At 47.7% G+C, this 23,317-nt stretch carries 16 protein-coding genes; 9 read left to right on the forward strand and 7 right to left on the reverse strand.

Going from position 1 to position 23,317, the window contains the following annotated elements; genetic code table 11:
• Positions 1-34 precede the first annotated feature (34 nt).
• From MJ611_RS18110 to MJ611_RS18130, 5 genes are all read left to right on the forward strand, one after another.
• The gene (locus MJ611_RS18110) at positions 35-3,226 is read left to right on the forward strand and encodes a SusC/RagA family TonB-linked outer membrane protein (RefSeq protein WP_250431851.1); all 3,192 of its coding nucleotides are present in this window, start codon (positions 35-37) and stop codon (positions 3,224-3,226) included.
• 19 nt (positions 3,227-3,245) lie between these two features.
• Positions 3,246-4,634: a SusD/RagB family nutrient-binding outer membrane lipoprotein gene (locus tag MJ611_RS18115; protein WP_250431852.1), complete on the forward strand. Its 1,389-nt coding sequence runs from the start codon at positions 3,246-3,248 to the stop codon at positions 4,632-4,634.
• A gap of 942 nt (positions 4,635-5,576) precedes the next feature.
• Positions 5,577-8,708, forward strand: coding sequence for a SusC/RagA family TonB-linked outer membrane protein (locus MJ611_RS18120; RefSeq protein ID WP_250431853.1), 3,132 nt, complete (start codon positions 5,577-5,579; stop codon positions 8,706-8,708).
• A gap of 90 nt (positions 8,709-8,798) precedes the next feature.
• The gene (locus tag MJ611_RS18125; RefSeq protein ID WP_250431854.1) at positions 8,799-10,301 is read left to right on the forward strand and encodes a RagB/SusD family nutrient uptake outer membrane protein; all 1,503 of its coding nucleotides are present in this window, start codon (positions 8,799-8,801) and stop codon (positions 10,299-10,301) included.
• A 260-nt stretch (positions 10,302-10,561) separates the two neighbouring features.
• Positions 10,562-11,167 (forward strand): ribonuclease HII, encoded by a 606-nt coding sequence (locus MJ611_RS18130; RefSeq protein WP_250431855.1) that lies wholly within the window; start codon positions 10,562-10,564, stop codon positions 11,165-11,167.
• 83 nt (positions 11,168-11,250) lie between these two features.
• On the opposite strand, the gene MJ611_RS18135 is transcribed toward MJ611_RS18130, so the two are convergent.
• The gene (locus tag MJ611_RS18135; RefSeq protein ID WP_250431856.1) at positions 11,251-11,688 is read right to left on the reverse strand and encodes a response regulator; all 438 of its coding nucleotides are present in this window, start codon (positions 11,686-11,688) and stop codon (positions 11,251-11,253) included.
• Positions 11,689-11,743: 55 nt separating this feature from the next.
• Positions 11,744-13,219, reverse strand: a complete 1,476-nt coding sequence (locus MJ611_RS18140) for a sensor histidine kinase (protein WP_250431857.1) — start codon at positions 13,217-13,219, stop codon at positions 11,744-11,746.
• A gap of 483 nt (positions 13,220-13,702) precedes the next feature.
• Between MJ611_RS18140 and gcvT the strand changes: the two genes are divergently transcribed.
• Positions 13,703-14,791 (forward strand): glycine cleavage system aminomethyltransferase GcvT, encoded by a 1,089-nt coding sequence (gcvT, locus tag MJ611_RS18145; protein ID WP_250431858.1) that lies wholly within the window; start codon positions 13,703-13,705, stop codon positions 14,789-14,791.
• 93 nt (positions 14,792-14,884) lie between these two features.
• Positions 14,885-15,613 carry a 2-phosphosulfolactate phosphatase gene (locus tag MJ611_RS18150; protein WP_250431859.1) on the forward strand — a complete coding sequence of 243 codons (729 nt, stop codon included), beginning with the start codon at positions 14,885-14,887 and terminating at the stop codon, positions 15,611-15,613.
• Positions 15,614-15,765: 152 nt separating this feature from the next.
• Here MJ611_RS18150 and MJ611_RS18155 read toward each other — a convergent pair whose 3' ends face one another.
• The 4 genes from MJ611_RS18155 to MJ611_RS18170 all read right to left on the reverse strand — a co-directional run bounded on the left by MJ611_RS18155 (position 15,766) and on the right by MJ611_RS18170 (position 18,303).
• Positions 15,766-16,092 (reverse strand): nucleotide pyrophosphohydrolase, encoded by a 327-nt coding sequence (locus MJ611_RS18155; protein ID WP_250431860.1) that lies wholly within the window; start codon positions 16,090-16,092, stop codon positions 15,766-15,768.
• Positions 16,093-16,115: 23 nt separating this feature from the next.
• A complete protein-coding gene (locus MJ611_RS18160; protein WP_250431861.1) occupies positions 16,116-16,913 on the reverse strand; it encodes a hypothetical protein in 798 nt (265 codons plus the stop codon).
• Between the two features lie 212 nt (positions 16,914-17,125).
• Complete coding sequence (gene dtd, locus MJ611_RS18165) at positions 17,126-17,578, reverse strand: D-aminoacyl-tRNA deacylase (RefSeq protein ID WP_250431862.1); 453 nt, start codon at positions 17,576-17,578, stop codon at positions 17,126-17,128.
• Between the two features lie 80 nt (positions 17,579-17,658).
• Positions 17,659-18,303 (reverse strand): hypothetical protein, encoded by a 645-nt coding sequence (locus tag MJ611_RS18170; protein WP_250431863.1) that lies wholly within the window; start codon positions 18,301-18,303, stop codon positions 17,659-17,661.
• 138 nt (positions 18,304-18,441) lie between these two features.
• Here MJ611_RS18170 and MJ611_RS18175 point away from each other — a divergent pair, with 138 nt between their 5' ends.
• Entirely contained in the window at positions 18,442-19,344 is a 903-nt protein-coding gene (locus MJ611_RS18175; RefSeq protein ID WP_250431864.1) for an ATP-grasp domain-containing protein, read from the forward strand.
• Positions 19,345-19,346: 2 nt separating this feature from the next.
• On the opposite strand, the gene MJ611_RS18180 is transcribed toward MJ611_RS18175, so the two are convergent.
• Positions 19,347-20,222, reverse strand: coding sequence for a universal stress protein (locus MJ611_RS18180; RefSeq protein ID WP_250431865.1), 876 nt, complete (start codon positions 20,220-20,222; stop codon positions 19,347-19,349).
• Between the two features lie 178 nt (positions 20,223-20,400).
• Between MJ611_RS18180 and MJ611_RS18185 the strand changes: the two genes are divergently transcribed.
• On the forward strand, positions 20,401-23,112 hold the full coding sequence (locus MJ611_RS18185; RefSeq protein WP_250431866.1) for a hypothetical protein: 2,712 nt from the start codon (positions 20,401-20,403) through the stop codon (positions 23,110-23,112).
• Positions 23,113-23,317 lie beyond the last annotated feature (205 nt).

A 23,317-nucleotide genomic window follows, 5' to 3' on the forward strand; every position in this document is an offset into this window, starting at 1 on the left:
AAAATTTTACATGTAAAATCATAATACCACTGTCATGAAAAGACTATTACTTTTAAACTTCATCCTTGTGTTTGTCCTGCTGCAGCAGGCAATGGCGCAAGGCAGAACTGTTACGGGTACGGTAACCGATGCAGCCACAGGCGAAGGCTTACCTGGCGTAGCTGTTCTGGTGCAGGGCACAACGGTGGGTACTACTACCGGTGCAGATGGTGCTTATACAATCAATGTACCCGAAGGGTCAAATACCTTATCTTTCCGTTTTATAGGGTATACCACTGTCACACGTAACATTGATAACGCTTCTACCATCGATGTAACGATGAACGTTGATACCCGACAACTCGAGGAGGTGGTGGTAACAGCCATAGGTATTGAAAGGGAGCAAAAAGCCCTGGGTTATTCGGTGCAGCAGGTTGGTGCCGAACAGATCGAAAAGAGCACTACACCAAACCTGGTAAATGCCCTGAACGGTAAAGTGGCCGGTGTAAACATCATTAGTGCGAGCGGCGCACCAGGTGCACCTGCTAAAATTAATATCAGAGGCAATACGTCTATCATAGGCTCTAATACCCCTCTCTTTGTTATCGATGGTGTTCCGATAGATAACTCCTCAAGTTTTACAGGGAACCCGGATAATGGCGCTAATAACAACCTGCTGGGAGGAGTTGCTGTTTCTAACCGGGCAGTGGATATCAACCCGGACGATGTGGAATCTGTGAGTGTACTGAAAGGGCCTGCTGCCACAGCGCTTTATGGTATACGAGCCGGTAACGGTGCCATTGTTATCACTACCAAAAAGGGGCAGAAGGGCAAAGCCGTTATTAACTATAGCACCTCTTATACTTTAGATAGGGTAAATCAGCTGCCTGAACTGCAACGACGTTATGGCCAGGGCTCCGGAGGTGAGTTTACGGGTACGTTTCCAGGTTTTAACAGCGTGCTGTCCTGGGGGCCACTGCTGGATACCATGCGCTTTGATGGTCAGCCATACCTTTACGACGTGAATGGTTTCCTTGTAAGCCAGAATGATCCGACAGCAACCGAAAAACGCGCTATAGCTTACGACAACCTGGACAATTTCTTCGAAACAGGCCACACCTGGAACAATACCCTCAATCTGTCAGGTGGCACCGATAAAGCAGATTACTATGTTTCTTTGTCGCATTCTACACAGAACGGGGTAGTGCCAAAAAGCGAATTCGACCGTACCTCCATCCGTATCACAGGTAGTACACAGCTTTCTGAAAAGCTGAGCACCTTCGGATCTGCTAACTACATCAAATCAGGGGGCAAGCGTCTGCAGCAGGGCTCTAACGTTTCCGGTGTTATGCTTGGGCTATTGCGTGCGCCTATTTCTTTCGACCTGACCAATGGTATAGACGATGATCCGGCTGACAACCCGGCTTCTTATGTGCTCCCTGACGGCAGACAACGTACTTACCGGGAGGGAGCAGGCTATGATAACCCATTCTGGAGTATTAACCGAAATCCATTTGAAGATGATGTAAACCGCCTGATTGGCTATATTGGAGGTGAGTATAAATTCACAGACTGGTTCTCTTCAACGCTGCGAGTAGGTACAGACTTTTATAATGACAGGCGAACAGGTGGACTTGATATCTTTTCCAGAGCTGCTCCTGCAGGACAGACCTTTGAAGAGCAGATTTTTAACAGGGATTTCAATACAGATCTCCTGCTGACATTTAACAGGGATTTCTCTGAAGATCTGAATACCAGATTAATTCTGGGGCATAATTACTTCCTGTCAAGATTCCAGCGTCTTTTCTCTCAGGGTAGTACGTTAGCCAACCCGACATTCTTCGATTTGTCAAATGCAGCCAGCATCATTGCCCGTGAAAACCAACGCGACATTGAAAGGGTTGCTGCTTATGCAGATGCTACTATCTCTTATAAAGAGACATACTTCCTGAACCTGACAGGCCGTAACGAATGGTCTTCTACACTACCATCCAGTGACAATTCTTTCTTCTACCCTGCTGTGAGTTTTGGCTTTGTGTTTACAGAGCCCCTTGGCCTGGCCGATGGAACAACGCTGCCATTCGGTAAGTTCAGGATCTCATACGCAGTAGCAGGTAACGACGCTCCTGCTTACTCACTGACCACGCCTTATGTAAGACCAGCCTGGGGCGATGGTTGGACAGCAGGTATCTCTTTCCCATTCAGAGGGGTGCCAGGCTATGCTATTGCCACGCAACTGGGTAATCCGGATTTAAAGGCTGAAAAGAACAAATCGTTTGAAACAGGTCTGGACCTGCGCTTTTTTGAGAACCGCTTAGGTCTTGACTTTACCTATTACCGCAACGTTTCAGAAGATCAGATTATCCCGGTTGCTTTCTCTGCTACCTCAGGTTTCCTTACCAAGGTGTTGAACGCGGGAGAAATCGAGAATAAGGGTGTTGAAGTTGTTTTGAGAGGAACACCGGTGCAGACAGACAATTTCAACTGGGATGCCATTGTCAACTTTACCAGGAACAGAAGTGAGGTAGTAGAGTTAATAGAAGGTGTCGAAAGTATCACACTAAATGGTTTCACCAGGCCAACATCCAGAGCGGTAGTAGGGGAGCCTTACGGCGTGCTGTATGGTGGTAAATGGGCCCGCAACGAGCAAGGGCAAATACTCATAGGAGAGGATGGGTTCCCATTCCCGGCCGATGAAGAAGGCATTATTGGTGACCCGAACCCTGACTGGACAGCAGGTATCACAAACACTTTAAGCTATAAAGGTATAAATCTGTCTTTCCTGTTTGATATTCGGAAGGGCGGAGACATCTGGAATGGTACGGAAGGTATCATGCGCTTTTTTGGAACAAGTAAGGCTACAGAAAACAGGGGAGAATTGTTTGTTTTCGAAGGTGTAAAGGAGGATGGTACACCAAATACGCAACAGGTTGTGCTGGATGAGAGCTGGTATACCGGTCAGGGCGGTGGCTTCGGCGTTGTTGACGAGCAGTTCGTCGAAGAAGCATCATGGGTTCGACTCAGAGAGCTGACATTAGGATACAATCTGCCAAGTGGATGGTTGGAAGGATCACCTATATCAGCCGTGAATGTAGCCTTCACCGGCCGTAACCTCTGGCTAGATACAGATTATAGCGGTATTGATCCAGAAACCAACCTGACTGGAGCGTCCAATGGCTTTGGCCTGGAGTACTTTAACATGCCAAACACGAGAAGCTACGGTTTAAGTTTACGGGTTACCTTTTAGCACATAAAGCAATACAACTATGATACTTAGAGATATTTTCAAATATATAGCTGCCGTGGCTTTGGTCGGCTTTGTTTCATCTTGCGATCTTGAGGAAACAAATATAGATCCGGATAATCCAGCTGATGCCGATGTAAACCTGATTTTACCTTCTGCACAGGCTGGCTTTGCTTATGTGCAGGGAGGTGACCTGGGCAGGTACTCCAATGTGCTTACCCAGCACCTGGCTGGTGTGGGGCGTCAGCACCTGGTTATTGGCAGATATCAGATTAATGAGACAGATGTCAACAACCTGTGGCGCTTCAGCCTTTATCCAATCATGGAGAACACCAGATTGGTGATTGACAAAGCAACAGAAGAGGGCTCTCCTCATTATTCGGGAGTGGCGAAAGTCATGCTTGCCAATATGATCGGTGTTACAACAGATGCTTGGGGAGATGTTCCTTTTTCACAGGCTTTTCAAGGTGACGAAAACTTCAACCCAATCTATGATCCTCAGGAGCAGATTTATACTAATGTTCAAACGCTTCTGGATGAGGGAATAGCAGAGCTTCAGGCAACAGAAAGTTTCCGATCACCGGATGAAGATGATCTGATATATGGTGGTGATTTGACTAAATGGATCAAGGCTGCTTATACTTTAAAAGCCAGGTACTATAATCATCTCAGCCAGGTGGATCCTCAGCAATCTGCACAGCAGGCTTTAGCAGCACTTCAAAATGGTTTTACCAGCAACGCAGATAATGCGCTCTTCCTGTTTGGGTCATCTGAGACCGAGGCCAATCCATATTACCAGTTTAACGAGCAGCGTGGCGACGTGGTAATGGGAGAATTTTTTGTTGAGCTGCTGAAAAGCCTTAATGACCCGCGCCTTCCTGCCTTTGTGGCCCCGCTTGACACAGATGCGGAAGGTAATCCGATCTATGAAGGTGCAACTGCCGGAGTGGCTGAAGACGGATCTCCAATGGGACCTTATTATGCTTCTATCGATTCACCTGTGCCCGTTATTACTTACTATGAAGCTAAGTTTATAGAAGCTGAAGCCAACCTGCGACTAGGAAACAATGCGGAAGCAGCTACAGCTTATAATGAGGCCGTTAGAGCAGCACTGGAGAGTGTAACAGGAACAGCTGATGAGGCATATTTAACCCAAAATGCGAGTGCAACTGCGGGTACTATTTCTCTTGAGCAGATCATGACCCAGAAATATATTGCTATGTTCACGAACATAGAGGCATGGACAGATTATCGAAGGACAGGTTTTCCAGAAATTCAAACGGCTCAAAATGCTTTGGGCCCATTCCCTTTAAGGTTCCCATACCCACAATCAGAACGCTTACTTAATGCAGCCAACATACCTACTGGTGCTGTTGGAGTAGGAGATCCGGTTTGGTGGGACAGGCCTTAATTTGTAATCTTAGTTTTACTCATATTGATTATGGTTTTAAAAATAAAACAGATGCTTAACTCATTCTAATCTGCTTAGGTTACCGTATCCGCAATCAGAACTGTATGCCAATGCGCAAAATACAAACGGTGTCTGGTGGGACGACGGTTCAGACAATTAGAAGGATTATAGTATAGAGATAAAAAGCCCGGTGCACCTGCACCGGGCTTTTTGTTTGTCGTTATCTACGGCATGAACTCATGCTCAGGCTGTAGCAGGGTTAGCGTTTACGTTTATATAAATTATCGGAGTTATACTACATGCTGAGATCTATTAAGTAGAATTGATTTTCTCACAGTTTCTAATCGTTTTTCTTTAAGTAAGAAAAAATTTAAAGTATAAGAGACGGCGTTATGGATATGGAACAACAGAATAACGGATAGCATCTGTTCTCAAAAGAGAAGTTGATACAGGGTGATTTGTGTTTAAACATTATTTGTGTCCAGACTGCTGAATGTGCCCAAAAGAGGTATGCAGGTTACATCAGTTAAGCAAAATGCAGGCGAATCTCTGAACGAGCTGTCGAACTTATTCAGTTCATGTAACTTATCTCTGAGGTGCAAAAAATATGCTTGCTATTGCTTTTATTTGAATATATCCATATTATTGGAGACTGAAAAGAAGCGGAGGTAAGGCTGTTGGGTTACGTTCGTAATTGTACATAAAAAAGCTTCTTTTCTTTGCCCGGATCTGGTGTTGTTAATTAATCGAACAACAGAGAGGCAAAAGTACCTGCTAACGATAATCAATATAAAAGTATAAAAGGTACATCCTGCCTAGTAGGATGTGCCGGGCCACTGAAGTTGAATTCGCCTTACAAAAGGCGAACAGGGATTTCTTTGTGCTTCTGAAAGCTAAACTATTCTAATCTTTAACTATTTAATTTACCTTAATCACAAACCAATGAGAAAACTATTACTTGTAAGTTTTGCTCTGGTATTTGTCCTGCTGCAGCAGGCAATGGCCCAAGGCAAAACTGTGTCTGGTACGGTAACTGACCAGGCAACTGGTACAGGGCTTCCGGGCGTTGCTGTACTTGTAAAAGGTACAACCGTAGGTACTGCCACAGGCGCAGACGGAACTTACTCTCTTAATGTGCCTGAAAATGGCAACACCCTAGTGTTCCGCTTTATCGGTTACAAAACCGTTGAGCGTCCTATTGGTACTGCTAGCGCTATCAACGTTACACTTGAAGTGGATCAGCGCCAACTTGATGAAGTAGTTGTTGTGGGTTATGGTACACAGCAGAAGAAAGACGTTACCAGCTCTATTGCTCAGGTAAAAGGTGAAAGCATTTCTCAGCTTGCTACTCCGTCTTTTGATCAGCAGCTGGCTGGCCGTGCTTCAGGTGTACAGATCACACAGCCATCCGGTATCCTTGGTGCTCCTCCTAAGATCAACATTCGTGGTGTAAACTCAATTAACTCGAACACGCAGCCACTTATTGTTATCGATGGTGTACCTGCAACTTCTGGCGACCTGGGTGGATTTACGCCTACCAACGCACTGGCTGACATCAACCCGAACGATATCGAGTCATTCGAGATCCTGAAGGATGGTGCTGCTACAGCGGTTTACGGTTCACGTGCTGCTAACGGTGTTATCCTGATCACTACCAAAAAAGGTAAGTCTGGTCAGGCTAAATTTGCTTATGATGGCTGGGCTGGTACTGCAAAAGCTATCGAGCTGCACGACCTGCTGAATGCTCAGGAATTTGTGGACATCACAAACGAAAAGTATAAAAACATTGGCCAGACTTCGCCTGCTGTAATGGGTGAGTATGATACAGACTGGAACAAGGAAGTATTCCGCACTGCTTTCCAGCAGAGCCACGCTTTCTCTGCTAGTGGTGGTACTGACAGAAACTCATACTACTTCTCTTTAGGCTATTCTAACCAGGAGGGTATTGGTCGTGCTAACAGCTTAGAGCGTTACACTGTACGTTCTAACATGTCTACTAAAGTAACCAAGTGGCTGGATTTCGGTCTACAGGCTGGTTTGTCAAGCCAGATCAACCAAGGCCCGCTTACAGGTGCTAACAGCTTGTCTGGTAACATCTTCAGCGTGATCCGTATGCACCCTAACGTACCGGTGTTAGATCCAAATGACCCTACTGGCTACAACATTGATGATGTAAACACAAGATCTCTTGGCCGTGGTCCAAACACTGCAACTATTGCAAACGGTATCCCTAACATCCGTTTCGTATTGGATAACAACCTGCGTAAGTCTACTACATACCGTGGTTTAGGTAACGTATACCTGGACTTCAAACTGGTTGATAACCTGCGTTTCAAGACGTTACTTGGTGCCGACCTTACTTTAGTTGATGACTTCCTGTTCAACGACCCACGCCATGGCGACGGTCAGGGATCTAACGGTGTAGTTTCTCAGGCTTACTCTCCTATCAAAGCATGGAACTGGCAGAACATCCTGAGCTACAACAAGACTTTCAACGAGGTACATAACCTTGATCTGACTGCAGTTCAGGAATACAACAAATACAGAAGCAGTTTCTTCCAGGCTCAGGGCACTTCCCTGTCTGATCGTTTCTTCAACGAGAACCTGGTAAGCGGTACATTTGCTAACCAGTTTGCATTTGGTGGTATTGGTGAAAACGGTCTTGCTTCTTATCTGGGTCGTTTCAACTATAACTATGCCAGCAAATACTACATTGGTTTCTCAATGCGTGCTGACAAGCTTTCCAAGCTGTCTGAAGACAACCGTTGGGGTTATTTCCCAGGTGTATCTGCAGCCTATAGAATCTCTGAGGAAAGCTTCTTCAAGAACTCAACTGCCCTTGGTTTCATCTCTGACCTAAGAATCAGAGGTAGCTTCGCTGAAGTTGGTAACATCGGTATCCCTGGTGGTAACTATCCATACCTTGGCTCATTCGGCCCAGCACAGTATGGTTCTATGAACGGTATTGCCTTCAACAACACAGGTAACAAGAATTTGAAGTGGGAATCACAGAAAATCTATGACGCTGGCCTGGATGTTGGTTTATTAGATGGCCGTCTGAACCTGGAAGTAGCTTACTGGATGAAAGATAACACGGATGTTGTACTTGCTGCACCAACCCCTCCATCACTAGGTGTTCCTAACAACTCTATTATTAGAAACGTTGGTACTGTAGTGAACGACGGTCTTGAATTCGGCATCTCAGGTACTATTATAGATAAGTCTAACTTCAGCTGGAGCTCTAATCTGAATTTCTCTACCCAGCGTAACGAAGTGAAAGCACTGGTAAATGACCGCGACATTGTGTATGATTATACTATCACACGTGTAGGTGAGTCTATTAACTCGATCTATGGCTACCAGTACGAAGGCGTTAATAGTTCAAATGGTAACCCAATTTACCGTAAAGCTGACGGCTCGCTGGTACAGGGTAACCTGACTGCTGCTCCTGGCAAATCAGCTGGTGTATACTATGGCTATGATCCTGCCAACCCAAGCGTACTTGGTAATCAATCGTCCCTGACAGCTGCTGACAAAACTATCCTGGGTACTACACTACCTAAGTGGTTTGGTGGTTTTGATAACAACTTCAAGTATGGCAACTTTGACATGAACGTGTTTGTTCGCTTCTCTGGCGGCAACAAGATCATGAACCGTACTCGTCAGGACCTGTTAACAATGGCATTTGAGAACAACGGCAGAGAGATCCTTGGCAGATGGCAGAGCCCTGAAAACCCAGGTGATGGCCAAACTCCGAAACTGGCTGCCGGTGCAGGTTACAGCAACTTCATCAACACGAACGGCGAATCTTCTTCTCGTTTCGTTGAGAGCGGTAACTTCCTGAAAGTTGGTAACCTGGCTTTAGGTTATACACTGCCTAAGACAATCACTGAGCGTGCCAACATCGAGCGCCTGAGAATCTACGCACAGCTGCAGAATGCATTCGTGATCTCTGATTACAGTGGCCTTGATCCTGAAACTTATACTAACCTGAACAACGGCAACATGGGTGTTGACTGGAATGGTCAGCCACAGCAGCGTGTGTTCACTGTTGGTTTAAACCTTGGTTTCTAATTTCTAATTATCCTTACAATGAAAAATAGATCTTTTCTTAAAAATAGACTGAAGTTAGCTTTATTAGCGCCGGCGGTTTGCTTTTCGCTGATGATGACTTCATGCGAAAAAGAAGTTACAGAACTTGACCCTTACGACCGTTTAACTGAAGTTAGTGCCTTTACTACTCCTGAGCGTATCGAACTGACAATGGCTGGTGTTTATGACGCAGCTCAGAGTGGTTTCTATGCTGGTGGTGCGGTACGTGGCTATCCTTTTGGTGCGGCACACGTTGAGCAAGGCGATAACCGCGGCGAAGACATGCTGAACCTGGAGGCCTTCTACGCTATTACGTACGAGTCTACCTACAATGCAGCTTCTGCTAACAACGTGTACCACTTCGAGACGCTTTATTCAGTAATCAACAAAGCTAACGTAGTGATAGAAGGTGTTGAAGGAGCCGTAGCTAATAGCGTTATCTCGGCAGAACAAGGTGCTGCCTACGTGGCTGAGGCACGTTTCCTGCGTGCACTGTCTCACCACGAACTACTGGTGCACTTTACACGCCCTTATAACCACACAACTGATGCTTCGCACCCAGGTGTACCTTACAGAACGTTGCCTGTAAACACCCCAGAACGTGTTGAAGAAGCAAGAATGCAGCCAAGAGGAACTGTAAAAGAAGCTTATGCTAAAGTGCTGGAAGATCTGGACTTTGCTGAAGCTAACCTGCCTGAAGCTGGTTCTAAGAAAATTTCTAGGGCTAAGAAAGGTGCCGCCATTGCTCTTAAATCTAGAGTTAAACTGCACATGGGTGACTGGGCTGGCGTTATTGCAGAAGGTAACAAACTTATCACTGGCACAGAGTCTTTCACAAGCCCTATTGGTGGTTACGCTCTGACGGCATCGCCTGAAGGACCGTTTGCGAACAACGCTAGCAACTCCGAGTCGATCTTCTCATTTGAGAACTCTGCTAATGACAACGCCAGTGTAAACGGCTCCCTAGGTCAGATGTATAATGCTGGTACTGGTGGCCGCGCCCTGGTAGCTATCAGCCCGATTATCTGGAACGCTTCTTTCTGGCCTGAAAAAGATGCACGTCGTGCAATCACAACCAGCACAGCAAGAGCAATCTATACTAACAAGTATAGAGATGCTACTACACAGTCTGACTGGTCTCCGATAGTACGCTATGCTGAAGTATTACTGAACGTTGCAGAAGCTGAAGCAAGAACCGGCAATAACGACAGAGCGCTTGCGCTGTTGAATGCTGTTCGTGGAAGATCTACTGACCAGTTATACACTGGCATCACTGGCGATGAGCTGGTACAGGCTATCATCAACGAGCGACGTATTGAGTTCTTAGCTGAAGGCATGCGTTGGAAAGATATCCATCGCCTGGCAAAAGAAAGTAAGTTCGCTCCTGCTGGTATACCTGCCAAAGTAGCGGCTGCTAACCTGAAGCGTGAAGATTATGTTGCTGCAAGTGGTACTGTAAGACCAGATGCCATTAAGATCGCAGCCATACCTTACGAGGATTTCCGTTTCATCTGGCCACTTCCAATTTCTGAGACCAGTGCTAACCCAATACTGGAGCAGAACCCAGGATACTAATTTAGTAACTGTTTTATATGCAAAAGCCTGCCAATGTATATTGGCAGGCTTTTCTTTTGAATTATACTTAAGACTCAAAACCGAAAGGTACAAAAGTGAAAGTTGCCATACCCTATGCTCTAGCTTTCTGTAATTTTTATACTTGTAAAAGGTTTTCTCTGCCCGTTCAACACAGGTGTGCTTTTCTACCCCTGTAAAGAAACTAAACAGCCCTGTAAACTGGTTTGAAGATATGCTTATCTTTGGGCATTTATACTTGTATGACACTGATATCGAACCATAGCGGATATACCTGGGAGGCAGGCGTTGATGAGGCTGGTCGGGGCTGCCTGGCTGGGCCGGTGGTAGCGGCTGCAGTTATACTTCCTGCCGATTACAAACACGACCTGCTGACAGATTCAAAGCAGCTAAGCAAGAAACAGCGGGAATTATTGCGGGAAGATATTTACCGGGATGCAGTGGCCTGGTCTGTCGCAGAAGCTACACCTGCTGAGATCGATGCGATAAATATTCTGCAGGCCACTTTTCTGGCTATGCATCGGGCTGTAGAAAGGTTATCGCTTGCGCCGGAGTATTTGCTGATAGACGGTAACCGCTTTAAACCTTATGGGGAAATACCACACACCTGCATGGTAAAGGGAGACGGGAAATACCTCTCTATTGCAGCTGCTTCCGTACTGGCCAAAACGCACCGCGATGACCTGATGTCCGAGCTTGCGAAAGAGTACGCTTTCTATGGTTGGGATCAGAATGCAGGATATCCTACTAAAAAGCACCGGGAAGCTATTGCAGCGCATGGCGCATGCCTGCATCACAGGCAATCGTTTACCCTGCTGGCGGAGCCGCTTCCACTTTTTGAAAGCTGAGATTTGCAACTAGTTACCTGCCCGGTTAGCAGGAGGGATGAAGTATAAACATCACCTCCCTGAGGGCATTTCGCAAGTATAGCTTATTTCAGCTTGATCAGATCCAGGAACAGGCTAAAGCTGTCAAGTGAAGAGTGGCTGTTTTCGAAGCTGTCGAAGGTAAGAGGCTTCACGATATAACCTGTCACATTTAGCTTCTGTGCTGCAAAGCGGTCCGTCTCTTCATTGGAGGTTGTCATAATGAAAACCGGGATGTGGCTGAACTCTGGTTCGCGGCGCACCTCTGCCAGAAACTCAAGCCCATTCATTTTAGGCATGTTGATATCAAGCAGGATGACACTAGGTGCCGGTGTGATTTTCGGAGTGCCTCCTTCGCCACGTAGCATCGATAAGGCTTCCCGCCCGTTACGTGCCACATGAATAGGGTGGGTAATATTTATTTTTTTAAGTTCTCGCTCAACATTCATGATATCCAGATAGTCGTCTTCTACTAAAAGGATATTTACTGTTTTATCGGTCATGCTTTTAAATCAGATAAAATATTACTGTAAAACAAAAGTAAGGAATTTATAACTGTTATTCCTGATTCTTTGGCCAGCTAAAGCTAAAAGTAGCTCCCTTGCCTAACTGTGACGCTACCCAGATCGATCCACCCTGACGCTCAACGATCTTTTTAACGATCGCTAAACCAACGCCTGTGCTCTCGACAGCGTCGCGTTCCTGTAGTGTCTGGAAAATAACAAAAATACGATCGTGGTACGCAGGGTCTATGCCAGGGCCATCGTCTGAAACGGAGAACGTATAAAACGAATCGCTGCTATCCTGACACGTAACGTGTACATGCCCGTTCAGATTGTGGTGATACTTCAAAGCATTGCTGATGAGGTTAGAAAAAACCTGATGCAACTGCGTTCGATTTGTATGCAGTACCGGCAGATGGTTTTGCACCTCTACTTTAAACCCAGCAGGCGGCGTAAGCATGTCAACTACTTCTGTAAGCAATTCGTTTACGTCCACATCCTCTGTTGCGTGTTTGGTACGACCAATGCGGGCAACATCAAGTATACCGTTGATCAGGTTCTCCATGCGGTGCACACGCACGCGCATCATCATCAGGTATTCCTGCACGTTTGGCGGCAACTCCTTGCCCATGTCTTCTTCTACCCAGCGCGACGCTACTTCAATGCCACGGAGAGGTGCCTTCAGGTCATGCGATACTACGTAGGCAAACTGGTCCAGCTCCTTGTTCTTCTTCTCCAGCTCGGTAAAGGTTTCGTCAATGGTGTTGGACATCCGGTTGAGTGAGTATGAGAGCTGGCTGAGTTCGTCGTTGGCCGTGTCCACGATCTGGGTTTTATACTCACCCTTGGATATACGATCTGCCAGGGTCACCATCTTCATGATCCTGCCCGAGATAAGGCGCGTAATATAGAACGCCCAACCAAGGCCGAGTAGTACCGACACAATAGTAAGGATAGTGGAAACATGTCGGGTATTTTCGATACTGTCTCCAAGCCGCTCGCGTCTGGTTTCGCGTACCTGGTATTCGAAAGAGTTAAACTCGCGGAAAGCCGTACGTATAGTGTCCATCACTAATTTTTCGCCTAGTACCAGGCTATCGATCTTGGCGTTTAGTGCGTTACGGGCTGCAGGTATGGTATCAGTGGTTCTAAGCGAAATGAGCGGTTCGGCATATAGTTTCTGCCACCGCTGATGCGACTGTACGATCTCATTGATCTTTTTTGTCTGATCCGGAGAGTTGGCAGTATAATTTTTAATTTCCGTAAATAGTGCAGGGAGCTGGTCTTTTGCTTCTACGTATGGCTCCAGAAACGTTTTGTTGCCATTCAGCATATAACCGCGCAAACTGGATTCCATATCGATGATGTTACGCTGCAACGATGCCGAGTTACGCACCACGATCTGTGAGCGGGATACCCATTGTGTGTTTTCCACCACGTCTTCAGACAGACGGAAGTTGACGAGTGCAACAGCTAAAAAGAGAATAGAGATCAGGACGAACCCGATGAATAGCTTAACAGATAACTTCATTTAGTTTTTACCTAACGCGATGCAAGACTGGGTGTACTGCCAACTGCTGAGAGCTGCAGCAAATGAAAGCAACGGCTTGTTATCTTTCAAAACTATAAAAATATACCCAAAGGAGGTGCCAGTTCCGGAGAGAAAGCGGTAAAAATGATGGCACGTAAAGTATAGCGTTAGATGCCTGTTGGGGCACAGCCGGAAGTTGTAAATTGAAAATCATCGTTTTTTGGCTAAAAGCAATAAGTAACCAATACGCCTCTTTCTGTGCAGGGTTATGGTTCGTTTCTGTATTTAGATTGAACTATAGAAAGAAAATTCGCCTGCTCAACCTTCAATTTATATACTTACTGAAAACACGGGCCGCGCGGGAAGCCAAGTATGCGCAGCCGAAAGTAAAACCTTGGATGAGTTAAAAGCTTTAATTTTTACAAGCGTATTAAATTTATTTACATTTGCCTGTAACTACTTGATTTAGCAGATAACGAACCAATGGAACTAAAGAAAATTGCTTTAAATGATGTGCACGAGGCACTGGGTGCTAAAATGGTGCCTTTTGCAGGATACAACATGCCGGTGCGCTATTCATCAGATTTAGAGGAGCACAACACGGTGCGCAATGCAGTAGGTATATTTGATGTGTCGCACATGGGTGAGTTTATGGTAAGAGGCCCACAGGCGCTGGACCTGATCCAGCGTGTTACCTCGAACGATGCCTCTAAACTTGCTGATGGTAAAGTGCAGTACTCGTGCTTGCCTAACGAACAAGGCGGCATTGTGGACGATCTGCTGGTATATCGTTTCGGCGAAGAAGAGTATATGCTGGTGGTGAATGCCTCCAATATTGACAAAGACTGGGAGTGGATCAACAAGTATAACACGCAGGGTGCTGAGATGGAGAACATCTCTGACCAGATATCGCTGTTCGCTGTGCAGGGCCCTAAAGCCATAGAAGCACTGCAGTCGCTGACTTCTATTGACCTGGCGAGCATGGTATACTATACTTTTGATAAAGGGGTGTTTGCCGGTGTGCCTGATGTGATCGTATCGGCTACAGGCTATACCGGTGCCGGTGGTTTCGAGATCTATGTGAAGAACGAAGACGCCAAGCGTGTGTTTGACGCTATCATGGAAGCAGGCAAGCCTTTCGGTATCAAGCCGATCGGTTTGGGTGCCCGCGACACGTTGCGCCTGGAAATGGGCTTCTGCCTCTACGGAAACGACATCAACGATACCACCTCGCCGCTGGAGGCGGGTCTGGGCTGGATCACCAAATTCGACAAAGAATTTACGAACTCTGAAAACCTGAAAGAGCAAAAAGCTGCCGGTGTTAGCAAAAAGCTGGTAGGTTTCGAGATGGTAGACAAAGCCATTCCAAGAGCTCATTATGAGATCGTAAATGTCGAAGGCGAACAAGTGGGAGAGGTTACATCCGGTACCATGTCGCCAACGCTGGGCAAAGGCATTGGCCTTGGCTACGTGCAGCAGGAACTGAGCAAGCCAGGCACAGAAATTTATGTGCGCGTACGCAACAAAGACATGAAAGCACAGGTGGTAAAACTGCCGTTTGTGAAGAAATAAGTAATTGCTGATTGCTGGTTGTTAATTGTTGTTCGCATTGCCGGACAATACGACAATCAACAATCAGCAATGTAACAATCAACAATTTGATCAATGCCAAGTATAGATGTTTGCTATAGCCCGGAGCTGTTGCACTTGTATGATCTGAAGGGGAAGGCTGTAGTGGCAGTAGATGTGTTGCGTGCTACCTCTACCATGGTAACAGCGTTTGCGCACGGTGCTGCCGATATTATTCCGGTGATGCAGTTGGAGGAGTGCCGTACATTTGGAGAGAAAGGTTGCCTTACAGCTGCAGAGCGCGACGGCATAAAGGCCGAAGGTTTTGACCTGGGCAATTCGCCGTTCGGCTACATGAACGGAAACATTGAAGGCCGTACCATCGCCATTACCACCACCAACGGCACCCGCGCCATCCGTTTGTCTGAAGAGGCAGACGAAATTATAGTTGGCTCGTTCCTGAACCTGCAGGCGGTGGCGCAGCACCTGAAAGAGCTGCAGCTGGATGTGTTGGTGGTTTGTGCCGGCTGGAAAGGCAAGTTTAACCTGGAAGACACTCTTTTTGCCGGAGCGCTGGTAGAAAGGCTGCAGTATGAATTTGAATCCGAAAATGACGCTACACTCGCCTCGCTATACCTGTACCATACAGCCAAGGCTGATCTGCTTGCTTTCCTGAGGCAGTCGTCGCATGTGCGCCGCCTGGAGAACCTGGAGATACACAAGGATATCGAGTTTTGCCTGCGCCACGATGAGTACGATGTGCTGCCGGTGTGGAAGGAGGACCGCCTGGTGGACCTTAGGGCAGTTAAAGAGTTAGAAAGTTAAAAAGTTAGAGAGTTAGAAAGTAAAACAAAGAGGCCCGACTCAAGTGAGCGGGCCTCTTTGTTTCTATTATTTTTGATGGTGTTGTAATTTCTTACCTCTCTAAACTTCTAACTTTCTAACCCTCTAACTCTCTAACTCCAAAACTCTTTAACTCACTTCAGTTTCTCATTCTGCTTGTGGCGGTCACTGTCGCGGGATGTTTTCTTTTCGAGATTTTTCTGTAGTGCCTCGGTCAGGTTGATGCCGGTTTGGTTTGCCAGGCAGATCAGCACGAAAAGAACATCGGCCAGCTCATCGGAGAGTTGCTTGCCTTCGTCGCTTTTCTTAAACGACTGCTCCCCGTACTGTCGTGCAATAATACGGGCCACCTCGCCAACTTCTTCGGTAAGTATAGCCATGTTGGTCAGCTCGTTGAAATAGCGCACCCCATTTTCTTTTATCCAATTGTCTACAATCTGCTGCGCTTCGGCTATGGTCATGGTTTATACTTTTATACTATAGATTACCTGCCAAATTTAACCACAAAATCTATATATGGAACCCCTATGGCAATTTCGTTGGAGATCTCCCGGTTATTTAAAAAGGCCAGGTCAACTGTTATGCGCTCACCCATAAAGCGAAGCCCATAAGAAAGTATGCCATAGTAGTTGTTATCGGGCACCAGCCAGTTTTCAGTAACGAAGGCAATGCGGCGGCTGGCACGTTTCATGCCGCTTAACGTGATAAAGGGCTTGGTGGAAAAGTCTCCGTCTACAAAACCATAGCCTACTCCCAGAGTGGCATTATTATCGGAGTTGCCGTAAGTGGCGATACCATAGCCCATGCCTAATCCTGAAAACTCTATTTCATCGCCCATAACATTGGCATAAAGTATACCACCGCCGGCACGCCATTTCTCACTTATCTTAAAAGTAGCCTTGGGTGTAATATAAAAGCCGGGGTTCCCGGTGAAGGTGGAAATCAGCTCAAAGCCGCCTCCCATAGTTATGTTATCCGTTAAGCCGACATTAAAGGAGTTGAGCACCAGGTAGGTGTTTTGGTAATAAGCCTCGCCTTTCTTCAGGCTGAAAGCAGACGGGCCAAAAAGATAGCGTGTGGCATTCGGGTTTTCGAACCAGTACTCGCCATTCCGCATGCGGTTATCTTCCAATACCTTTGTGCTTTTGATCTGGGAGTGGGGAATAACTATTTCGCCGGCACTTTCGGTGCGCAGAATAATGCCTGATTCGTTTTGCCCTACATAAATCCCCTGAATGACAGAACCATCCCGGGTTTCTACCATCCAGCGTTTGCCGACCACACTTTTCGAAATTGTTGTGTCTGTCTGAGCCTGAGCAGGCAGGGACGCAACAAAAAACAGGCAGTAAAATAGCAGGCAGCTTGCCACTACGTGCTGCACTTTTGAGTTACAGAAAGGGGAGGCCATATAGCTATAAGGTATGCAGTTACCCAGTATGAATAACTATATAAATATAACTATAAAATATAGAAATATCTAATAAGGCTAATAAATTATTCTTTGTTTTTAGAGTCGATGAAAATCGTTACAGGGCCATCGTTCAGGAGTGCTACTTTCATGTCTGCTCCGAACTCGCCGGTTTGTATTGATTTGCCTAAGGCAGCTTCCATGTAGCCCACAAACTTCTCATACAACGGAATGGCAATGGCCGGAGGCGCTGCGTTGATGTACGACGGGCGATTGCCTTTTTTGGTAAGAGCAAAAAGTGTAAACTGGCTGATGGCGAGCACATCGCCTCCTACATCCTGCACGCTCAGGTTCATTTTGCCTTCTGCATCGCCGAATATGCGGAGCTGTGCCACTTTGCTTGCCATCCATTTCAGGTCTTCGTCGGTATCGTCGGCAGTGAAGCCCACGAGCAGCAACAAGCCTGGGCCTATTTGCCCTTTTATCTTTTTATCTATCTCTACAGAAGCCTGTGTTACCCGCTGTATAACGATGCGCATGTTCTAAAGTATAGTTTGTGCGGCAAAGGTAGGGCTTCAGATCAGAATTGTAAACCAGGAGGAAATTAACAATTTAACCATTAGTCCACATACCCTTCGTAGAGGATGCGGTTCACTTTGCCGCTTTTAAGATAGAAGCGCAGCGAAGAGGGAGCTCCTTCGCGGGAGGTGGCCACAATCTCGCTGGGAGTTTGCAGGATGCGCACGTCAAAGTTCTTGAGTTTGGCCATTACTTCAGCCTGGCTCATGCCCACACGCATGTTGTTACGCAAGGTAACGCCACTGTTGCGGATATCGGCCATTTGCAGGAGCAGGTCTCCCGTTTGGGTAGGGGCATAAAACTCAATGGCAGATTCGCCGAAGCGGATGGTATAAATGGTGTCGGTAACCTCCGCGCTGTGTATATTCTCGATGCCTTCCGCGTCTAAGGTAAAGTCAGCATTGATGCGGGCAAAGTAGGCATCAAGCTTCCGGCTCTGTTTCTGATCGGCTACAAATGGGTTGTCCAGGATGGAAACAGCGGCAGAAGGACGACGCGCAGCCATGGTATCAGGCTGTAATTTTGGTACGGCGCGCTCACGGGGAACGTCTTCACGCTCCGTGTTGTCTGTTTCAGTACTGCACGCCCCGGATAAGGAGCTGACTGAAAAGAGCAACACCAGCACAAACAGGCGGGCAGAATGACTGCACCTGCAGCAAAGGCTGTAGTTGAGCGGGAAAAACATGTATAACGTGCTTTAAATAGAAGGCGAGAACTATACTTACATACGTGAGCAGCCCTCTTAAAAGTTTTAGCAAAAGTAACTTTTACCAGTAGTTTCTGCGGAGGAGAAAGTATAATTTCGCAACAAATATCAACAATTATGCAAACACTACAAATAGCGTTGGTAACTTGTCAGAGCCTTGGCAGTTATACCCACAACGCCGACAGCGAAGATGAGCGCCTTTTCAACTTTTTGCAGGAAAAAGGACTGGATATCTCGTTCCAGGTATGGGATGATGAGCAGGTGGACTGGACAGCGTTTGACGCCATTGTTATCAAATCTCCCTGGGATTACTTCGATAAAATAAACGCCTTCTACCAATGGCTGGATAAGCTGGAGCAACTGGATTGCCACGTGCTGAACCCGGTAAAAACCATTCGCTGGAACGCCGACAAAGTATACTTTAAGGACCTGCAGGAAGAGGGCATTGCCGTAGTGCCAACGTATTGGCTGGAGCAGGGCACGACCTTCGATGCGGAGGCTGTTTTCAAAGCACTCGATACAGATAAGATCATTGTAAAGCCACGCGTAAGCGGCGGCGCAAAAAATACCCTGGCGTTAGACAAAGAAACAGCGGCTGTAAGTATAGCAAGTATAAACGGACTGCTGGAGCAGGAGCCTTTCCTGGCACAGCCATTCCTGCCGGAGATCAAGACAAAAGGGGAGTGGTCGTTCCTATTCTTTAACGGAGAGTATAGCCACACCGTCCTTAAAACAGCCAAGCCCGGCGACTTTAGGGTACAGCACTTCTTTGGCGGCACGATCCATACACCGGAGCCACCAGCTGCACTGTTGGAGGCGGCCCACAACTTAGTAGATAAATTTGCCTCAGACTGCCTGTACGCCCGTGTGGATGGAGTAGAACTGAACGGCGAACTGGTGCTGATGGAGCTGGAGCTGATCGAGCCTTTCCTATTCCTGGCAACCAGCGAAGGTGCCCTGGAGCGCTACTACGAATCCCTGATGGCACAACTGGAGGTGCTGGCAGACAGCCGCAGCTAGGACTATGCTTCGCTGTGAAACACCAGCAAAGGCAGCTCTGCGTGTAGCACCAGCTTTTTTGCCAAACTCGGACTGAAGATACTGGCCAGTATATCCCGTTCGCGGGTAGTCAGGGCCAGCACGTCTATACTTTCCTTTTTAGCAAAATCCTGCAGGGTATCTGCTACGTTGTCGCCTTCCAGTAACATAAAGTGTACATTGCCACCTGTGCTGCTCTGTAGCTCTTGCTGCAGAGCAGCCAGCTTTTCACGGTCTTTCTTATCGCTGTGCTCCGACACATGAACGCAGTAAGTAACAGGTTGTAAAGGCTCAAGCAGCTGCAGCAAATCGGCTATCGTCTGGGTATCTGTCGCATCAAAATCAGTGGCATAAAGCACTCTGCTGATCCGGTGTGCCTCAACATGTTGGGGTACAGTAAGTACGGGCACCCGGATGTCCTGCACGAGCTTGGTGGTAACGGTGCCGAAGAAAGATCGGGCCAGGTTAGATTCGCCTTTTGTACCCATGATAACCAGATTGGGATGGAAGCGCTCGATCTGCTCCGGTATCCTGTCTTCCGGCAGGCCATGTATGAACGTACGGTCCAGGTGCACGTGGCCTGCTGTGGACCGGGTGCGGCTTAGCAAGCTTTCGTAGAGCGCATCAAACTGCTGCTGTGCCTCTGCTTCGTTGCGGTGCAGTACGCGTTCTGTTACCACATCGGAAGGAGATAAACCTGCCGTAGAAGGAGTGTCCGGATCGGCATCGGCCAGGTAGTCCTGGAAGCAGTGCATGAGCAGGATGTGTGCATCAGGTACTGCGGCCGCCAGCGACAGCGCATACTGGCAGGCGTTGGTGGTGCTTTCAGACAGATCTACAGGGAGGAGAATTCTAAACATGTGCTGGCGTATATGTGTTGCATGCTGTATATACGTGCAGTAATCCTGCTAATGTTGGTTATAGTTAGATATGATAATGCTTAATAATGTGCTTCCTGGCGGGATACGCACGGGCAGTTTATTCATAATCGGGATTTTTTAATATTTCCGTTAATTTTGTAGCCTGAAAACACCTGGCATGCCGAAACGCATCTTATTCTACTTTATCGGGTTTGTTCTGCTGGCATCGCTGGCTTATTACGGCTTTAGCCGGTGGAAGGACTCCAGGGAGAAGGTGGACCTTTGGTCGCTGGTGCCTGAGAACGCAGCCTTTGTAGTAGAAACCAACAACCATACAGCGCTTGTAGAGCACCTGAAAGAAACAGGGCTCTGGGAAAACTTCTCGATGCTGCCCTTTGCACAGCGCTTTGAAGATAACCTTGCCTGGCTCGACAGTGTGGCGCCCGGTAACCAGCGCCTGGCCCGTTTCCTCGACAAAAAGAACATCCTGACCTCTGTGCACGTGGTGGGCAAGTCGGACATAGATTTTGTATACTATGTGCCGGTGAAGTCGGTAGGCGAGCACCGCTTCCTGCGCACCCTGACGGAGAATGTAAATAAGAGCGGTTTTTTTAAAGAGGATTCACGGGACTACCAGGGTTTTCTGCTGACGAACATCAAGAACACGCAGCTGGGCAGCAGCTTTACCTATTTCTCCTACCACAACAACATTATACTTAGTCCTTCGCCTGTGCTGGTAGAGGAGATCGTGCGGCGCATTAACCGGGATAACCCAACCTCCCTTGCGGCCGAGTTCAAGACCACAAATTACCTGAACCAGCCCGGCGTGTTTGCCAATGTATTTGTGAACTACAGGGCATTGCCCGAGGTGCTGGGCTTGTTCGTTCAGGAAGACCTGATGCCGCAGGTGCGATACCTGGCCAGTTTCTGCCGGAACGGGATGCTGGAGTTGAAGCTGGAGCGGGACAAGCTTTTCCTGAATGGTTTCTCGAACCCGGAGAACCTGAAAGACTCTTTTTACGCAAGGTTGCAGCCTGCCAGGGCGCAGCCTGTACAGGTAAAAGAATATTTGCCTTCCCGCACGGCTATGCTCTTTCATTTTGGGGTAGAGGAGGTTGCCCGCCTGCGTGACAAGACGAAGGTAAAGGAAGTAGCCAATGCCCCTTTGGTGGATAGCCTGGCTCATACTTTCAGAAAAGAAGTGGCACTTGCTTATCTGGAAGCTTATAACATCAATTCCAGCCCGGAGAAGATCGTGTTTGCTCGGATGGAGGACCCGAAAAGAACTCTTAACCTGCTGAAGCAACTGCAGGCCAAATCGACTTCGGGTAGCACGAACGCGCTCACCGAACAGTACGGGAGTTATACCCTGCAGCTCCTGCATGTACCGGAGCTGCCTTCGCAGCTTTTCGGAAATTTGTTTGCCGGGTTCGAACAGAGTTATGTGGTGCAGGTAGATAATTACCTCGTTTTTGCCTCTGAAATGGCAACGCTTCGTTCCCTGCTGGATGATATCTCTACGGAAAGTGTATGGGGCAAATCAGTGGCGCAGAAGGCATTTCTGGAGGAGACATTGCAGGAAGGTAACTTCAGCGTGTTTCTGAATACCGTAAATGCCTGGTACATCCTGAGCCGCTACATGCAGGACGAAAGCCGAGAAGACCTGCTGCAGAACGCAAACCTGATCAAGCGTTTTAATCAGGTGAGCCTGCAGTTCTCTAAAGTGGAGCAGCAATACTATACCAGCTTTCTGCTCAGAAGGCAGGAAAGAACATCAGGACCAGACAAAGATGGCTTTGAGGAGGAACTGGTGCTTGAGTTTAAGAACAGGCTAACCTCCCGACCTTTTGCTATACAGAATGCCATAGACCGAAGCCGTGAGGTAGCGGTGCAGGACTCGTCGCATGTGCTGCACAATGTTACCGCCAGCGACAAAGAAGGCTGGACCGATACCCTGAGCAGTGCCATCCGGGGCACCATACAACAGCTGGAGGTTGGGCCGGAGAAGAAGCTTCGTTATGCCTTTGCTACCTTCAACCGCATTTATGCCGTGGATAACGAGGGGAACGACCTGGAAAACTTCCCTTTTAACGTAAGCGATTCGTTGCAGCTACAGCGCCTGTCGGTGTTTGACTATGAGAAGAACGGTAACTACCGCCTGCTGGTAGACGATGAACTGGGTAACCTATACATGTACGACATCCGGGGCAACGGTATCGTTGGCTGGCAGCCACGCCGCATGGATTACCGCCTTGCTTCAGCGCCCCAGCACCTGCGCGTAGGTGGCCGCGACGTTATCCTGGTACTCCTCGAAAACGGTTATGTGTATGCTTTGAACCGCGAAGGAGAAACGTTGCCCGGGTTTCCATTCAGTTTGCGTTCTCCGGTTACCTCGGATGCGGTGGCCAGGCTTGGAGCGGATCTGCGCAAATCAGAAGTGACGGTAGTAACCCGGTATGGTGAAGTGGTGGTATTTAACCTGCAGGGGCGGGTGCTGCGCCGGCAGCAGTTGTTGCGCCCAAGCAAGCGCGCCATGTTCGACCTGGTGCCTGAAAACAGCGGCAAGTCTTTTATCATCGTGCGCCAGGACCAGGGCAAGGTAGCCGTATTTGACCAGGATATGAAAGAGATCTTCGAGAAGCGGTATGTTACCTCGGCTCCTAAACTGGTGCAGTATTTCCACTTCGGCGGGGATAACAAAATATACGCCATCACAGAAACAGGCCCGCAGAAAACATACCTCTACGATGCCGAAGCTAACATCATCGGCAAGCGCTCCCTGGAGAGCAGCCAGCCCGTAACGATTTACTACAACGAGGCGTCCAATAACTATACTTTATACAAGGTGTTCCGCCGCGAATTGAAGAAGGTAAGCTTCCGGTTGGAGTAGGGGAAGTTTAATTGCTGCTCCGGCAGGTGCGGTCTGACAGGCTTGTGCAAAGCAGACGGTTCTATCAAGAAAGGCCAATTCTCCTTCTTGGGAGGGGTGCAGGGGTGGGTTTATACTTTTAACAATATACAACCATGGCGCGAGCGTCCTCGCTCGTGACGAACTATAGCGGGGCCTCCGGCCCAGTCGAGTCAGAGACTAAACA

The organism is Pontibacter ruber, assembly GCF_023630205.1.
Lineage (GTDB): Bacteria > Bacteroidota > Bacteroidia > Cytophagales > Hymenobacteraceae > Pontibacter > Pontibacter ruber.

What these genes read in the sequence shown, in the direction of transcription:
- MJ611_RS18115 (WP_250431852.1), top strand. Translation starts at nt 3,246, where the DNA reads ATGATACTTAGAGATATTTTCAAATATATAGCTGCCGTGGCTTTGGTC.
- MJ611_RS18175 (WP_250431864.1), top strand. Translation starts at nt 18,442, where the DNA reads ATGCAAACACTACAAATAGCGTTGGTAACTTGTCAGAGCCTTGGCAGT.
- MJ611_RS18110 (WP_250431851.1), top strand. Translation starts at nt 35, where the DNA reads ATGAAAAGACTATTACTTTTAAACTTCATCCTTGTGTTTGTCCTGCTG.
- MJ611_RS18180 (WP_250431865.1), bottom strand. Translation starts at nt 20,222, where the DNA reads ATGTTTAGAATTCTCCTCCCTGTAGATCTGTCTGAAAGCACCACCAAC.
- MJ611_RS18130 (WP_250431855.1), top strand. Translation starts at nt 10,562, where the DNA reads ATGACACTGATATCGAACCATAGCGGATATACCTGGGAGGCAGGCGTT.
- gcvT (WP_250431858.1), top strand. Translation starts at nt 13,703, where the DNA reads ATGGAACTAAAGAAAATTGCTTTAAATGATGTGCACGAGGCACTGGGT.
- MJ611_RS18125 (WP_250431854.1), top strand. Translation starts at nt 8,799, where the DNA reads ATGATGACTTCATGCGAAAAAGAAGTTACAGAACTTGACCCTTACGAC.
- dtd (WP_250431862.1), bottom strand. Translation starts at nt 17,578, where the DNA reads ATGCGCATCGTTATACAGCGGGTAACACAGGCTTCTGTAGAGATAGAT.
- MJ611_RS18155 (WP_250431860.1), bottom strand. Translation starts at nt 16,092, where the DNA reads ATGACCATAGCCGAAGCGCAGCAGATTGTAGACAATTGGATAAAAGAA.
- MJ611_RS18120 (WP_250431853.1), top strand. Translation starts at nt 5,577, where the DNA reads ATGAGAAAACTATTACTTGTAAGTTTTGCTCTGGTATTTGTCCTGCTG.
- MJ611_RS18140 (WP_250431857.1), bottom strand. Translation starts at nt 13,219, where the DNA reads ATGAAGTTATCTGTTAAGCTATTCATCGGGTTCGTCCTGATCTCTATT.
- MJ611_RS18135 (WP_250431856.1), bottom strand. Translation starts at nt 11,688, where the DNA reads ATGACCGATAAAACAGTAAATATCCTTTTAGTAGAAGACGACTATCTG.
- MJ611_RS18170 (WP_250431863.1), bottom strand. Translation starts at nt 18,303, where the DNA reads ATGTTTTTCCCGCTCAACTACAGCCTTTGCTGCAGGTGCAGTCATTCT.
- MJ611_RS18185 (WP_250431866.1), top strand. Translation starts at nt 20,401, where the DNA reads ATGCCGAAACGCATCTTATTCTACTTTATCGGGTTTGTTCTGCTGGCA.
- MJ611_RS18150 (WP_250431859.1), top strand. Translation starts at nt 14,885, where the DNA reads ATGCCAAGTATAGATGTTTGCTATAGCCCGGAGCTGTTGCACTTGTAT.